The organism is Stenotrophomonas sp. STEN022 (assembly GCF_056760155.1).
In genome coordinates, this window is record NZ_JBRREG010000065.1 from 13,926 (window position 1) to 27,977 (window position 14,052).

The 14,052-nt window shown below is 64.6% G+C and carries 17 protein-coding genes; 9 read left to right on the forward strand and 8 right to left on the reverse strand.

Annotation, left to right across the window (positions count from 1 at the left end):
* Positions 1-64: 64 nt before the first annotated feature.
* Positions 65-313 (reverse strand): DUF3297 family protein, encoded by a 249-nt coding sequence (locus ACVOMF_RS13855; RefSeq protein ID WP_282271879.1) that lies wholly within the window; start codon positions 311-313, stop codon positions 65-67.
* 129 nt (positions 314-442) lie between these two features.
* Here ACVOMF_RS13855 and ACVOMF_RS13860 point away from each other — a divergent pair, with 129 nt between their 5' ends.
* The gene (locus ACVOMF_RS13860; RefSeq protein WP_481509817.1) at positions 443-985 is read left to right on the forward strand and encodes a DUF6630 family protein; all 543 of its coding nucleotides are present in this window, start codon (positions 443-445) and stop codon (positions 983-985) included.
* 184 nt (positions 986-1,169) lie between these two features.
* Here the strand turns inward: ACVOMF_RS13860 and ACVOMF_RS13865 are convergent, their stop codons facing one another.
* The 5 genes from ACVOMF_RS13865 to msrB all read right to left on the reverse strand — a co-directional run bounded on the left by ACVOMF_RS13865 (position 1,170) and on the right by msrB (position 4,491).
* Entirely contained in the window at positions 1,170-1,445 is a 276-nt protein-coding gene (locus tag ACVOMF_RS13865) for a DUF4031 domain-containing protein (RefSeq protein ID WP_282273319.1), read from the reverse strand.
* A 14-nt stretch (positions 1,446-1,459) separates the two neighbouring features.
* A complete protein-coding gene (locus ACVOMF_RS13870; RefSeq protein WP_481509818.1) occupies positions 1,460-1,942 on the reverse strand; it encodes a hypothetical protein in 483 nt (160 codons plus the stop codon).
* A gap of 67 nt (positions 1,943-2,009) precedes the next feature.
* Positions 2,010-2,963 carry a flagellar motor protein MotB gene (gene motB / locus ACVOMF_RS13875; RefSeq protein WP_481509819.1) on the reverse strand — a complete coding sequence of 318 codons (954 nt, stop codon included), beginning with the start codon at positions 2,961-2,963 and terminating at the stop codon, positions 2,010-2,012.
* A gap of 10 nt (positions 2,964-2,973) precedes the next feature.
* Positions 2,974-3,828, reverse strand: coding sequence for a flagellar motor stator protein MotA (gene motA / locus ACVOMF_RS13880; RefSeq protein ID WP_481509820.1), 855 nt, complete (start codon positions 3,826-3,828; stop codon positions 2,974-2,976).
* A gap of 195 nt (positions 3,829-4,023) precedes the next feature.
* Positions 4,024-4,491, reverse strand: a complete 468-nt coding sequence (msrB, locus tag ACVOMF_RS13885; RefSeq protein ID WP_481509821.1) for a peptide-methionine (R)-S-oxide reductase MsrB — start codon at positions 4,489-4,491, stop codon at positions 4,024-4,026.
* A gap of 123 nt (positions 4,492-4,614) precedes the next feature.
* Between msrB and ACVOMF_RS13890 the strand changes: the two genes are divergently transcribed.
* On the forward strand, positions 4,615-5,016 hold the full coding sequence (locus ACVOMF_RS13890; RefSeq protein WP_481509822.1) for a classical arabinogalactan protein 4: 402 nt from the start codon (positions 4,615-4,617) through the stop codon (positions 5,014-5,016).
* 126 nt (positions 5,017-5,142) lie between these two features.
* On the opposite strand, the gene ACVOMF_RS13895 is transcribed toward ACVOMF_RS13890, so the two are convergent.
* Positions 5,143-5,622 (reverse strand): winged helix-turn-helix transcriptional regulator, encoded by a 480-nt coding sequence (locus ACVOMF_RS13895; RefSeq protein ID WP_481509823.1) that lies wholly within the window; start codon positions 5,620-5,622, stop codon positions 5,143-5,145.
* Between the two features lie 150 nt (positions 5,623-5,772).
* Here ACVOMF_RS13895 and ACVOMF_RS13900 point away from each other — a divergent pair, with 150 nt between their 5' ends.
* The gene (locus ACVOMF_RS13900; RefSeq protein WP_481509832.1) at positions 5,773-7,038 is read left to right on the forward strand and encodes a D-amino acid dehydrogenase; all 1,266 of its coding nucleotides are present in this window, start codon (positions 5,773-5,775) and stop codon (positions 7,036-7,038) included.
* Entirely contained in the window at positions 7,038-8,114 is a 1,077-nt protein-coding gene (gene alr, locus ACVOMF_RS13905) for an alanine racemase (RefSeq protein ID WP_481509824.1), read from the forward strand. The genes ACVOMF_RS13900 and alr overlap by 1 nt, the downstream gene beginning before the upstream one ends.
* A 169-nt stretch (positions 8,115-8,283) precedes the next feature.
* Here the strand turns inward: alr and ACVOMF_RS13910 are convergent, their stop codons facing one another.
* A complete protein-coding gene (locus ACVOMF_RS13910) occupies positions 8,284-8,853 on the reverse strand; it encodes a DUF3016 domain-containing protein (RefSeq protein ID WP_481509825.1) in 570 nt (189 codons plus the stop codon).
* A gap of 185 nt (positions 8,854-9,038) precedes the next feature.
* Here ACVOMF_RS13910 and ACVOMF_RS13915 point away from each other — a divergent pair, with 185 nt between their 5' ends.
* The 5 genes from ACVOMF_RS13915 to ACVOMF_RS13935 all read left to right on the forward strand — a co-directional run bounded on the left by ACVOMF_RS13915 (position 9,039) and on the right by ACVOMF_RS13935 (position 13,949).
* Entirely contained in the window at positions 9,039-11,057 is a 2,019-nt protein-coding gene (locus ACVOMF_RS13915; RefSeq protein WP_481509826.1) for an ATP-binding response regulator, read from the forward strand.
* A gap of 52 nt (positions 11,058-11,109) precedes the next feature.
* Positions 11,110-11,415: a DUF3247 family protein gene (locus ACVOMF_RS13920; protein ID WP_481509827.1), complete on the forward strand. Its 306-nt coding sequence runs from the start codon at positions 11,110-11,112 to the stop codon at positions 11,413-11,415.
* Between the two features lie 94 nt (positions 11,416-11,509).
* Positions 11,510-12,568: a class I SAM-dependent methyltransferase gene (locus ACVOMF_RS13925; protein ID WP_481509828.1), complete on the forward strand. Its 1,059-nt coding sequence runs from the start codon at positions 11,510-11,512 to the stop codon at positions 12,566-12,568.
* Positions 12,565-13,272: a pseudouridine synthase gene (locus tag ACVOMF_RS13930; protein WP_481509829.1), complete on the forward strand. Its 708-nt coding sequence runs from the start codon at positions 12,565-12,567 to the stop codon at positions 13,270-13,272. The genes ACVOMF_RS13925 and ACVOMF_RS13930 overlap by 4 nt, the downstream gene beginning before the upstream one ends.
* On the forward strand, positions 13,272-13,949 hold the full coding sequence (locus tag ACVOMF_RS13935; protein WP_481509830.1) for an HAD family hydrolase: 678 nt from the start codon (positions 13,272-13,274) through the stop codon (positions 13,947-13,949). The genes ACVOMF_RS13930 and ACVOMF_RS13935 overlap by 1 nt, the downstream gene beginning before the upstream one ends.
* Positions 13,950-14,052: the final 103 nt, after the last annotated feature.

Sequence of the window (14,052 nt, forward strand, 5' to 3'; positions counted from 1 at the left end):
CGCTCTGAAAGCCCCTCTCCCGCGGGCGGGAGAGGGGTTGGGGTGAGGGCAGGCTCTTAAGCTCTTAAGCGTTCTTTAACTCAAGAAAATACGGCTCAACCGTACCCTTGATCTTCAGCGTCATCGGGTTGCCACGGCGGTCGCGGGCCTTGCCGGCCTGTACGCGGATCCAGCCTTCCTGCACGGAATACTCTTCCACGTCATCACGCTCGATGCCGTTGAAACGCACGCCGACGCCGCGCTGCAGCGCTTCGGCATTGTGGAACGGGCTCTGCGGGTTGACCGCCAGATGATCGGGAGGGGTATCGCTCATATCAATGCTTCAGTGAAGGCCACCGTGGCCCTCTTCGGGGCGCAAGGATAACCGCTGTGGCGTGCCAAGGCTTTCGCTGGCACGCCGCTGGCGGCAAAATGCGCGCCATTACGTAGTGGAAACAGCACCATGCCTGACAACAGCGCCGATTACGAAGACTCCGATGAACTGCGCCCGGATTTTGACGAAGACGACCATCCGGCGCGGGTCTGGAACCTGCTGTGGCTGATCAATCCCGGCGATGAAGACGCGGCGCTGCAGCAGTTCGACGCCTGGCGCGAAGCACGCGCCGGTGCAGAGGACGACGCCAGCGATGAGCAATGGCTGTGGGACCTGAAGGACGCCATCGACTGGCGTTCAGGTTTCTATGTGGACTGGAAGGACACCGATTCCTTCGTCGCCGCAATGGACGAAATGGCCGCGCGCTGGAATCTGAACATTGCTTGGGGTGGTGACTTCGACGACGAAGATTTCACCGACGACCTCGACGTACCGATGCTGATGACCACCGCCCATGATCGCCTGCGCGAGCACGGCTACACGGTGTGGAACTGGAACACCGGTGGCGACGCCTACGCCGGCTGGGTGGCACTGAGCCGCGACGACGAAGCGATGCTGGCGCTGTGCTCGTTGCTGGGTGTTGAAGTGCGCCCGGGCAGCGACCCGTTCTAAGCCAGCAGCAACGGTAGAGCCGAGCCATGCTCGGCTGGGGCTGTACCGATAAACCAACATGTAGAGCCGAGCCATGCTCGGCAGAAGCGTTACCGGTAAACCCCTGCCGAGCATGGCTCGGCTCTACATGTTGGTTTATCGGTACAGCCCCAGCCGAGCATGGCTCGGCTCTACGGTGCATTCATCAGGGCTGGTACAACGCCCGCGCATTGGCAATCACCCGGCGCATCTGCGCACGATCGGTATGCCGCGATATCGCCTGCGCACCGAGCACGATGGCCTGCTCACGCAGCGGCGCTGGCACGTCGTAGTGCACGCCGCTGGGGCGGTTCTGGAAGGCCCTGCGTGGAATCCCGAGCTGCTGCGCCAGCGCATGCAGCTCGGGCAAGGTGTCGGCCATCAGATGCGCCCAGCGCTCACCGCGCCAGGGATGTACTGCATCGTCGATATAGACCGTCACGTTCGGCCTTGGACTCAGGCCTTGGACTTGTCGTCGTCAGCCGGGACTTCTTCGGCAATCGCGATGGTCTCTTCGGCGACGTCGTCAGCAGCTGCTTCAGTCGCTTCTTCGCCTTCGATGCCTTCAAACTCGGACACCAGGCCGGCCAGGTAGTCGTCGGCGGTCTTGCCCTCGTCGGCGGCCAGGTCGTCGATCATCTGCTGCAGCGCTGCGGAGTACTCCAGGGTGACCTTGCGGCCTTCCTTCTCCTGCACATTGGCCAGGTGCTTGAGCATGGCCAGCATCGGTACCGGGTTGTCGGCATTGCCCATGGTCTGGCCGCCGATGGCCAGCAGCCACTCATTGCCCTGCAGGCCGATGGCGGCCACGACCTGGCCTTCTTCGTTGACCAGCACGGCGTGGTTCTGCACCTGCTGCTGGGCGTTCAGACGGGCGAACGGGCGGCGCGGGGCCTGCTTCTTGCGCTTGTCGCGCTTGGCTTTGGAGAGCTTGGACATGGTGTTCGGCTAATAGGAAAAAGACGCCTATTGTAGGCGCAGCGGGCCCCTGCTGCCGGAACAGGGCTCAACCGGGGCCGTCGCTGATGTCATCAGCCGGGGCCGTAGCAGCGGCCGCCGGGACGACGGTGGCCACCGGTACCGGCAGGCTGTCGGCCTGGTTCAGTGCCGCCGCTTCGGCTTCCTGGCTCATCACCACGATGCTGATACGGCGATTGATCGGGTTCTGTGGATTGGCCTTGTCGAACAGTACCGAAGACGCCAATCCGACCACACGCGCGACCTTGGCCGGGTCCATGCCGCCTTCCAGCAGCGCCCGCCGCGCGGCATTGGCACGGTCCGCACTCAGCTCCCAGTTGCCGTAGCCGACCTGGGTGGAATAGGCGGTGGTGTCGGTATGGCCGGTGAGACTGATGTGATTGGGCACCTGGTTGATGTAGCGCGACAGCTCCACCAGGATCGTCTGCGTGTACGGCATCAGCCGCGCACTGCCGAGGTCGAACATCGGCCGGTTCTGCTTGTCCACGATCTGGATGCGCAGGCCTTCCGGGGTGATGTCGAGCAGCAGCTGATCCTTGAACGGCTCCAGCGCCTGGCTCTTGCTGATCGCTTCCTGCAACTCCTGCTTCAGTGCTTCCAGCCGCTGCTTGTCGCGCTCGCGCTCCTGTACCGGCGTGGGCACCGCTTCCTGCTGGTTCTGGAAGGGGTCATTGCTGTTGCCGCGCGAGACATCGGTGGCACCGCCCAGCTTGATCATCGAGGTGCTGGCACCGCCGGGGCCGGCCATGCCCGGAGCCGGCGTGCTGCTGGTGCCGCTCAAGGGGCTGGGGTTGCGGAAGTATTCGGATATCGCCGCGCGCTCGGGCTTGGTGGTGGCGGCCATCAGCCACAGCACCATGAAGAAAGCCATCATCGCAGTGACGAAGTCGGCGTAGGCTACCTTCCACGAACCGCCGTGGTGGCCGCCGCCCTGGACTTTCTTCACCCGGCGTACGATCACCGTGGGTTTGGTCTCGGTCATGGCGTGCGCCTTACTTGATCGACTTCAGGTGTTGCTCGAAATCGCTGAAGCCCGGGCGCAGTGCCGAGGGCACGGTCTTGCGGGCGAACTCCAGCGCGATCTTCGGGTTGTAGCCACGCAGGCAGGCCAGCAGCGCGGTTTTCACCGATTCGTAGATGCGTGCGTCCTGCTCGGCGCGTGCTTCCAACGCCGCTGCCAGCGGACCGACAAAGCCATAACCCAGCAGGATGCCGAGGAAGGTACCGACAAGCGCGCCAGCCACGTGCGCGCCCACTTCCTTGATGTCGCCACCGATCGAGCCCATGGTGATGACGATGCCCAGCACCGCGGCGACGATGCCGAAGCCGGGCAGGCCGTCGGCGACCTTGTTGAGCACGTGGGCCGGTTCCATTGCCTCGTGGTGGTGCTTTTCCAGCTCCAGTTCCAACAGCGGTTCCAGCTCATGCGGCTCGATGTTGGAGCCGATCATCAGCCGCAGGCAGTCGGTGATGAAGTCCAGCAGATGGTGGTCGGCCAGCACCTTCGGGTAGTTGGCGAATACCGCGCTGTCCTGCGGGTTCTCGACGTGTTCCTCCAGCGCCATGAAGCCTTCGCGACGCGCCTTGTTGAGCAGTTCATAGAGCAGGCTGAGCACGTCCAGATAGTCCTGCTGCTTGTACTGCGGGCCCTTGAACACGCTGAGCGTGGCCCGCAAGGTCTGCTTGACGGTCTTGAGCGGGGTGGCGATCAGGAACGCGCCGAACGAGGCGCCGCCGATGATCACCAGCTCGTAGGGCTGCCACAGCGCGCCCAGGCGGCCATGCGCACCAACGTAGCCGCCCAGGACAGCGAAAATGACAACGAGCAGGCCGACGATGATAAGCATGGGGGCAGACAAGGGGAGGGGATATCCCGTTGTCGGCCGTCAGCGGAAAATCTGTAGGCTGAGCACAGCAGCCCCTGTAGAGCCGAGCCATGCTCGGCTGAGACTCTACTGGTGATGCTTCTGCCGAGCATGGCTCGGCACTACACGGTAAGGCCTCAGCCGAACATGGCTCGGCACCACAGGAGGTGCGCTTGCTTACGCTGCGGGCTGCGCTTCGGCTCCACCACGCTGCAGCGGGTCCGGGTACGGCTGGCCGTTCTCGACAAAGCCCAGCGACACCGAATTCAAGCAATGCCGTTCAAAGGTCGGCGGCGGGCCGTCCGGGAATACATGGCCGAGGTGGCTGCCGCAGCGTGCGCAGACGATCTCGGTACGGATCATGCCGTGGCTGATGTCGCGGATCTCGCGAACATGCGCTGGATCGAACGGCGCGAAGAAGCTGGGCCAACCGGTGCCCGAGTCGAACTTGGTGCTGGAACGGAACAGCGGTAGCGCACACAGGCGGCAGCAGTACACGCCATCACGCTTGTTATCCAGGAACACGCCGCAGAACGGCGCCTCGGTGCCGTGATGCAGCAGCACGCGCTGTTCCTCGCTGCTGAGCCCGGCGATCAGGGCATCACGTTCGGCGTTGCTGGGAGGGGTTAGATCGAAGGCGGTCATGGCGCTGCATCCGTGGGACAGATATCAATGGTAGGGGCGGGCACGGGGCAGTCCAAGCGCGCATTCATGGCGGCGCAAGCTGTGCCGGCGCATGCTCGGCTGGTGGAAGAACGGGAGATGCCGATGAAACGGATGACGTATCTGACGTTGGCAGTGCTGGCGCTCGTGCCGTTGTTCGCACAGGCGCAATTGCAGCAGCCACCGTCACCCACCGCAACGCGTCCGGTGACGCTGCCACCGCCGTCGCGGCCGCCGGTGACGGTGCCATCCGACCAGCGGCAGGAGGAGGTGCGGCCGTTGCCGCCACGACCGGTCACCAAGCCCAAGCCGACACCGAAGGTGAAGCCGATCACTCAGCCGCCGCAGCCCGTGCGGCCGATCTATGACAGCAAGGGTCAGCCGGCGCCGCATATGCGCCAGACCAGCCCGGGTCGGGTATTGGACACCCGCACCAATCGTTACTACGACACCGTGCCCAGTGGCGTTGGGCAGCAGGTGGTGCCGCCGCCGGTCGGCACCCGCTGACCCATGTAGTGCCGAGCCATGCTCGGCAGGAGGCATTCCAAGCCAAAGCTAAAAGCGACCCCTCCCCAACCCTCCCCTTGGCCTGCGGCCAAAGGGAGGGTGCGTAGTGCCGAGCACGGCTCGGCATTACTCTGCTATTGGCAGGCACAGGGTTTCTTTTACTTCTTCCATCACGATGTAGCTTTTGGATTCGCGGACGTGCGGCAAGGTCAGCAGGGTGCTGCCCAGCAGCTTGCGGTAGGAGGCCATTTCGTTGATGCGTGCCTTGAGCAGGTAATCGAAATCACCGGACATCAAATGGCACTCCAGCACGTTGGGCAGCTTCAGCGCCGCGCGCCGGAACTCTTCGAAGATGTCGCCGGATTTGTAGGCCAGGCTGATCTCCACGAACACCAGCAGGCTGGCTTTGACCGAGGCGGGGTCCAGGCGCGCGTAGTAGCCGGTGATCACGCCTTCTCGCTCCAGCCGGCGCACGCGCTCGGTGCAGGGCGTGGTCGACAGGCCGACGCGCTCGCCCAGCTCGGTGAAGGAGATGCGCCCCTCCTGCTGCAGGATGCGCAGGATCTTGCGGTCGATCTTGTCCAGTTCGCGGCTGCGGGTGGCCATGGTGGCTCTGCTTATGATGAACGAAACAGGAAATTACCCTGATCTGTCATATCAATACAGCTAAAAACACTGGTTGACCCTGAATATACTGCGCCGTTCCTAGCCCCTGCCATCCCGTGCGCAGGGAATGATGTGGTCCGGAGAATGAAAATGCGTGTTCTGGTGCTTGGCAGCGGTGTGATCGGCACGACCAGTGCCTGGTATCTACGGCAGGCCGGCTTTGAGGTCACCGTGGTGGATCGGCAGCCGGCGCCGGCGCTGGAAACCAGCTTTGCCAATGCCGGCCAGCTGTCGTTCGGCTACACCTCGCCGTGGGCCGCCCCGGGCGTGCCGTTCAAGGCGATCAAGTGGCTGTTCGAGGAACACGCGCCGCTGGCGATCCGCCCGACCGCCGACATCGCCCAGTACCGCTGGTTGTGGCAGATGCTGCGCAACTGCACCTCGGCCCGCTATGCGGTCAACAAGGCGCGCATGGTGCGGGTGTCCGACTACAGCCGCGATTGCATCAACGAGCTGCGCGCCGCCACCGGCATCGACTACGAAGGTCGCCAACTGGGCACCACCCAGTTGTTCCGCACCCAGCAGCAGCTGGACGCCGCCGCGCAGGACATCGAGGTACTGCGCGAATACGGTGTGCCCTACGAAGTGCTGGACCGCCAGGGCATTGCCCGGGTTGAGCCGGCGTTGGCCGGCAAGACCGAGATGCTGGTCGGCGCGCTGCGCCTGCCCGAGGACCAGACCGGCGACTGCCAGCTGTTCACCACCAAGCTGGCGGCGTTGGCCGAAGCGGCCGGTGTCGAGTTCCGCTTCGACCAGGACATCGCTTCGATCCAGACCGAGGGCGACCGCATCACCGGCGTGCGCATCAATGGCAAGCTTGAGACCGCCGATCACTATGTGCTGGCGCTGGGCAGCTATTCGCCGCAGCTGCTGGCACCGTTGGGCATGCAGCTGCCGGTGTACCCGCTGAAGGGGTACTCGCTGACCCTGCCGATCACCAATGCGGCGATGGCACCGAATTCGACCATCCTCGACGAAAGCTACAAGATCGCCATCACCCGCTTCGAAGACCGCATCCGCGTTGGTGGCATGGCCGAAGTGGCCGGTTTCGATCTGTCGCTGGAGCCGCGTCGTCGCGCCACGCTGGAGAAGGTGGTCAAGGACCTGTATCCGGATGGCGGCGACCTGTCGCAGGCCAGCTTCTGGGCCGGCCTGCGCCCGGCCACCCCGGACGGCACGCCAGTGATCGGCGCAACGCCGTATCGCAACCTGTTCCTCAATACCGGCCATGGCACCCTGGGCTGGACCATGGCGGCCGGCTCCGGCCGTTACCTGGCCGATCTGATGAGCGGCAAGCAGCCGCAGATCAGCACCGAAGGCCTGGATATCTTCCGCTACGGCAAGGGCCAGCACTGATGCGCCCGGCACAGGCACTGATCGACCTGGACGCACTGCGCCACAACTACCGGCTGGCCCGCCAGCTCGGCGGTGGCAAGGCCTTGGCGATCATCAAGGCGGATGCCTATGGCCATGGCGCGGTGAGCTGCGCCCGTGCGCTGCAGGACGAGGCCGATGGCTTCGGCGTGGCCTGCATCGAAGAGGCGCTGGAGCTGCGTCAGGCCGGCATTCGTGGCCCGATTTTGTTGATGGAAGGCTTCTTCGACGCGGCCGAGCTGCCGTTGATCGTCGAGCATGATTTCTGGGTGGTGGTGGCAACGTCGTGGCAGCTGGAGGCGGTGGAAGCATTCAAGACCGATGCCACGCTACGCATTTGGCTGAAGCTGGACAGCGGCATGCACCGGCTGGGTCTGTCGCCGGAGGAATTCCGCGATGCGCATGCACGCCTGAGCGCACTGCCGCAGGTTGGCCCGCTGGTGTTGATGACCCACCTGGCGCGTGCCGATGAGTTGGACAGCAACCGCACCCGCGAGCAGCTGGATGTCTTCGTCCGTGCGACAGAAGGTTTGGCCGGTGAAACCAGTCTGTGCAATTCGCCGGCCTTGTTGGGCTGGCCGGATGTGCGCAGTGACTGGGTACGTCCGGGCCTGATGTTGTACGGCGCAGATCCCTTGTATCCGCAGCCCAGCCCGCATGCCGCGCAGCTGCGTCCGGTGATGACCCTGCAGTCGCGGGTGATCGCGGTGCGCGAACTCGCCGTCGGCGAACCGCTGGGTTATGGCGCGCGTTTTGTTGCTGAAAAGCCAACGCGTGTAGGCGTGGTTGCGATGGGCTACGCCGATGGCTATCCGCAGTTCGCACCCAATGGCACGCCGGTGCTGATCGACGGCGTACCTGGTCGGTTGATTGGTCGTGTATCGATGGACATGTTGACCGTGGACCTGACCGATCACCCGCAGGCCGCACGTGGCAGCATCGTGCAGTTGTGGGGCAATGCGCCGACCATTTCCGAGTTGGCGCCGCGCTGCAATACCAGCGCCTATCGCTTGCCGTGCAGCCTCAAGCGCACGCCGCGGGTGTATTTGTCGGCGTGATGCTTCTGCTCCCTCCCTTGCGCCGAAGGCGGAGGGGAGGGTTGGGGAGGGGTTGGCTCTGTGCTGATGTGGTGCCGGCAAAGCTTCTGCCGAGCATGGCTCGGCACTACAGGTGAAACAAAAAGGGCCGCATTGCGGCCCTTTCTGTTTCCAATCTAAGCGGTGCGAATCACAACCCTGCAGTACTGCGATCGCCCTGCAGTTCGCGGCGTACCCAATCATTGAGCAGACGCTTCTCGTAACGCAGCGGGTCGGTGTTGTTGGGCAGGCTGCTGTTGAGCAGATAACCCGTGTCGGACAGCTTGCGCTCGCCCTGGTCGATGACCTGGCCATTGGCATCGGTCAAGGTGAACTGCAGCGAGATACGCGGTGGGTAGATGTCACGCATGATGCGTACATCGTCCAGACGCGGGCCGTGCCACGGCTCGTAGTCGCCGGCACGCTTGATGTCGGTGATGGTCACGTCCAGCTTCTGCCCTTCCGGCAACTGCTTGCTGGCCTGCTTGCGCAGGTGTTCGGCCAGATCCTCCACCCAGTCGCCACGCTGGGCATCCCAGCGGTTGCGGCTGTAGCGAAGCTCGGTGAACTGGGCCGGGTCGGTCCACTGCACCTGCACCGGGCCTTCGGCAGGCAGGGCACGCGGGGCTTGCGGATCGGAAACGGTGCGCGGCTTGGCATCGGCGCCGCCAACAGCCAGCAGGCAGGCCAGGACAAGTCCGGTAACGGTCAGTGTTTTCATGACGTGCTCCTCAGGACTTTGATGGTGGAAGTGTGCAACTGACAGCTTTACGCTGCAATGAACCCGGTGCCAGTTCGCAGCAGTGGATTGAGCGATGGTTCATCATCACGGGGCGTGGATGGTTTCTCGCCCAGACTGCTTGGCACATCTTCCCCACTTTGCCGCGCCCTTTCACCTTTCCGACAATGCCTGCCCCCAACTCGGACTCACACCTGTCATTGCTGTCTCTGGATGAAGAGGACCTGGAAAGCTCCAGCCTCTATCGGGAGGTATTCAATGCGGTGGCCAGCGGATTCTGTGTGATCGAACTGGTGTTTGAACACGGCGTCGCGGTGGACTTCATCTACCGCAAGGTCAATGCGGGTTTCCAGAAGGTCACCGGTCTGAGCAATGTCACCGGTCGCCGCGCCAGCGAGGTGGTGCCGGCGATGGAAGCGGACTGGTTCCAGGCCTTTGGCAGGGTGGTCAGTGAGGGTGGGATCAGCCAGTTCGAGCGGCAGGTGTCGGAGCCCTCGCGCTGGTATTCGGTGGAAGCGGTACGCATCGGCAAGCCCGACAAGCACCAGGTTGCGGTGTTCCTTTTTGATATCTCCGCACGCAAGCGGATTGAAACCGAGCTGGCCGAAAGCGAGGCGCGTTTCAGCGCCTTGGCTGACGGCCTGCCGATGCCGGTCTGGGTGGTGGATGACCTCGGCCAGCTGCGCTTCGTCAACACGGCGTTCTTCACCTTCTTCGGGCTGCCAGCTGATCAGGACCTGGGGCCGGACCCCTGGCAGCGCTTTCTGCATCCGGACGAGCGTGCATCGTTCGAGTACGAACTGCAGGCTGCGTTGAACGGCCGCACCGAGCTGCACGCCAATACCCGCGTACGCCGCTACGATGGGCAATGGCGCTGGTTGGAAATGAACGCCGTGCCGCGTTTTTCGGCCGATGGCCGCTTCATCGGCCTGGCCGGCAACAGCCCGGATATCACCGAGCGCCGTGAGATCGAATTGGCGCGTGAAGACCTGCTCACCGCCGAGCGTGTTGCCCGCAACGCAGCTGAAGGCATGGCGAGGATGAAGGATGAATTCCTCGCCACCTTGTCGCATGAGCTGCGTACACCACTGACCACGGTGCTGGGCTGGAGCGAATTGCTGTTGCAACGCATGGATGCCGACCATCCGATGCGTCGCGGCATGGAAGTGATCGCCAGCAGCGCGATGACGCAGAAGAACCTGATGTCGGACATGCTCGACCTGAGCAGCATGTTGCTGGGCAAGGTGCAGTTGGAAGTGGAAGTGCTGGATCTGTCCGAGCAGCTGCGCGAAGCGGTGCGTGCGCAGGAACTGGTGGCCGAAGGCAAGGCGCAGACGGTGGTGCTGGAACTGCCGGAATTGCCGCAACCGGTGCTCGGCGATGCCACCCGTCTGCAGCAGATCCTTGGCAACCTGCTGTCCAACGCGATCAAGTTCACACCGGTGGAAGGGCGGATCGAGATCAGCCTGCGGCATGAGGCCGGTCATCTGGTGGTGCAGATCAAGGACGATGGTGATGGCATCGAAGCTGAGTTCCTGGAACACCTGTTCAGCCGTTTCAGTCAGGCCGACAGCACCACCACCCGCCGCCACGGTGGTCTGGGGCTGGGTCTGGCCATCGTCCAGCAGCTGACCGAGTTGCATGGCGGTACGGTTTCCGCGGCCAGCGAGGGGCCGGGGCATGGCGCCACCTTCCTTCTGCGCCTGCCCGAGTTCCAAGCGCAGAAAGCGGCAAACCACCCGCGCCGGCGCGTACAGCGCGGTCGCATCGGCGAGCAGGTGCTGGTGCCGAACGCCCTGCAGGGTCTGCGCGTGCTGGCGGTGGAGGACCAGGTCGACATGCTGGGCTACATCCGCCGCCTGCTGGAAGAGCAGGGCGCGTCGGTGGTTACAGCCAGCACCGCTGCCGAAGCCTTGGAGCTGCTGGACCTGCGCGGACATACCGCGTTCGATGTGCTGATCAGCGATATCGGCATGCCGGGCATGGATGGCTACGGCCTGATCCACACCCTGCGCGAGACCTTGGGCGTCGGTGGCGATGAGCTGCCGGCAGTGGCGGTGACCGCGCTGGCCCGTGCCGATGACCGGCGGCGCGCGTTTTCCTCTGGCTTCCAGGGGCATCTGGCCAAGCCGTACAGCGTGGCGCAGCTGATTGCGGCGATCCGCGACGCGCGCTTGCCGCGCTGAAATCTTTGCACGGATTTCACGCGGAAAAACGGTACTGTGACGGCGTTCACTCATGGACGCCGCCATGCCCCTGTACGCGCCCCATGTTTATTCCGACCCGATGCTGATCGCATCGCTGGAGGCCTTGCTCGGCCAGTTGCCGGAGCAGGCCCGGGTCATGCTGGTCCTCAAGGATGGCAGTCGTGTGGCTGGCACCGTTACCGCGCAGCCGACGTTGCAGCACTTTGCCGACCACAACGAGGAGCCCGGGGTGAACGCGACCGTGCGGCTGGAAGACCTGTTGCGGGCCTGCCAGCAGCATGTGGTGTGGCTGGACAGCGTGCTCCAGGTGCAGCATTTGCCGGCTGCTGAACCCTGATCCAGCGCGGTCGCGAGGCCTCATTCAGCTGGCTGCGGCCGGTGACCGGGGCCGGCCCGGTAGAATGGCCGGCCCTGCTAGACGAATGACCGGCATGCCTGCTCCGCACGACGCACCGTTGGAAACCCTGTTCCTCCCGTTCTCCAAGGCTGGCCTGCGCTGGCCGCAGGGGCCGGTCCTGTTCCTGCGTGCGCGCGATGGTTGGCCGCTGCGTGAGCATGCAGACAGCACCCAACTGGTTTGTTCGCAGAGCTTCCGCCCGTTTGCCGAGGCGCTGCAGGGCAGTGGCTGGGAGGTGCGCGATGAGCAGGCGCTGGAGCAGTCCGACGAGCGTTATGCGCTGGTGCTGGTGCTGCCGCCGCGGCAGCGCGACGAAGCCCGCGCGCTGTTCGCACAGGCGCTGGGCAAGCTGGCCCCGGGCGGCATCATCCTCGCCTGCCAGTCCAACAACGAAGGCGCCCGCTCCGGCGAAAGCGACCTGCAGCAGTTGGCCGGGCTGGGCGGCACGCTGACCAAAAACCACTGTCGCGCCTATTGGTCGCTGCCAGCCGAAGGCCAGCACGACGCGGCGCTGCACAAGCGCTGGGCCGCGCTGGATGCACCGCGCAAGATCGTCGACGGCCGCTTCTTGAGCCGCCCCGGCGTGTTCGCCTGGGACCGCATCGATCCGGCTTCGGCCCTGCTGGTCGAGCAGCTGCCGGCGGATCTGGCCGGCCGTGGCGCCGATCTGGGCGCTGGCTGGGGCTATCTGTCCTCCGAAGTGCTGGCGCGCTGCCCCAAGGTCACCGCGCTGGATCTGTACGAGGCCGAGGCGCGCGCGCTGGCGCTGGCCCGTCACAACCTGGCCGACGTCGGCGAGCAGGTGAAGCTGGATTTCCGCTGGCAGGACGTCACCGCCGGCATCGATGGCCGCTACGATTTCATCGTCTCCAATCCGCCGTTCCACACCCCGGCGCGCGAAGACCGGCCCGACATCGGCCGTCGTTTCATTGCCGTGGCCGCGCAGTCGCTGCGCCCGGGTGGGCAGTTGTTCATGGTCGCCAACCGCCATCTGCCCTATGAGCAGATCCTGACCGAGAGCTTCGGCCAGGTGCGTGTTGCCGCCGAGCGCGATGGTTTCAAGGTCATCGTCGGTACCCGGGGTCGCGCATGAAGCTGGTCAAACACATCGCCAACCTCGGTTACGGCAGCCGCAAGCAGGTGCAGCAGATGTTCCGCGAGGGCCGCATCACCGATGCGCAGGGTGATGTGCTGTACGCCGACGACAAGGTCGAGCACGACAACATCCGCATCGATGACGAAGTGCTGGACCCGCCGCCTGGCCTGATCCTGATGCTGCACAAACCGGCCGGCTACACCTGTTCCACCAAAGACCATGGCCGCCTGATCTATGAGCTGTTGCCCGAGCGTTTCCGCGACCGCGACCCAGTGCTGTCCAGCGTCGGTCGCCTCGATCGCGATACCTCGGGCATGCTGCTGATGACCGATGACGGCCAGCTGCTGCATCGCATCGTGTCGCCGAAGTCGAAGCTGGACAAGGTTTACGAAGCGCAGCTGGCGGAAGACCTGAGCGGCAATGAGACCGCGCAGTTCGCCAGCGGCGCGCTGCTGCTGGAGTCGGACGACAAGCCCTTGCTGCCCGCCGAACTTGAGGTGCTGGGTCCGCGCGTCGCGCGACTGACCCTGCACGAAGGTCGTTACCACCAGGTGCGGCGCATGTTCGCCGCGGTGGGCAACCACGTGCAGGCGCTGCACCGTTCGCGCATCGGCGGCCTGGGCCTGGGCGATCTGCCTGAAGGCCAATGGCGTCAGCTCGATGCCGCCGATCTGGCGGTGTTGTTTGGAGAGCAGGCCTGATGGAATTGCTGGCCCGCCCGCAGGCGCTGGTGTTTGACATGGACGGGCTGATGCTGGACAGCGAGCGCGCGCTGATGGGCTGTCTGGAGCAGACCGCGCAGCAGCACGGCTATGCCTTGCCGCGCCCGCTGCTGCTGTCCCTGATCGGCTCCTCCGATGCCACCACCCGGCAGAAACTGGCTGACGTGCTGGGCATGCAGCGTACCGACGCACTGCTGGCCGATTCCTATGCGCGCTATGCCGACATCGTTGATGCCGGCGTGCCGTTGCGGCCGGGCATCATCGAGTTGCTGGAATTGCTGCGCGAGCACGACATCCCGCGCGCGGTGGCCACCGCGACGCGTTCACCGCTTGCCCAACGCAAGTTGGAGGCGGCTGGGCTGCTGCAGTATTTCCAGTTCGTTGCCACCAGCAGCGATGTCGCCCATTCCAAGCCGGCCCCGGATATCTACCTGCACGCCGCGCACGGTTTGGGCGTCGCCCCCGTGCATTGCCTGGCGCTGGAAGATTCACCAACCGGCGTGCGCGCGGCCTTGGCCGCTGGCATGACCACCATCCAGATTCCGGACCTGCTGGAGCCGGACGAAGAAGTGCGCGGCTACGGTCACCACATCACCGCCTCGCTGCACGACGTGCGCGAGTTGCTGCAGCAATGGTTGGCGGTAAGCGCGGCCTGACGCCTCACCTGTAGTGGGGGGGGGGGGGGGGCGGGGGGGGGGGGAAGAGCGAGAGGCAGGACCCCAGAGGGGCCCCGGCGCAAAACACCAACCCCCACCCAAC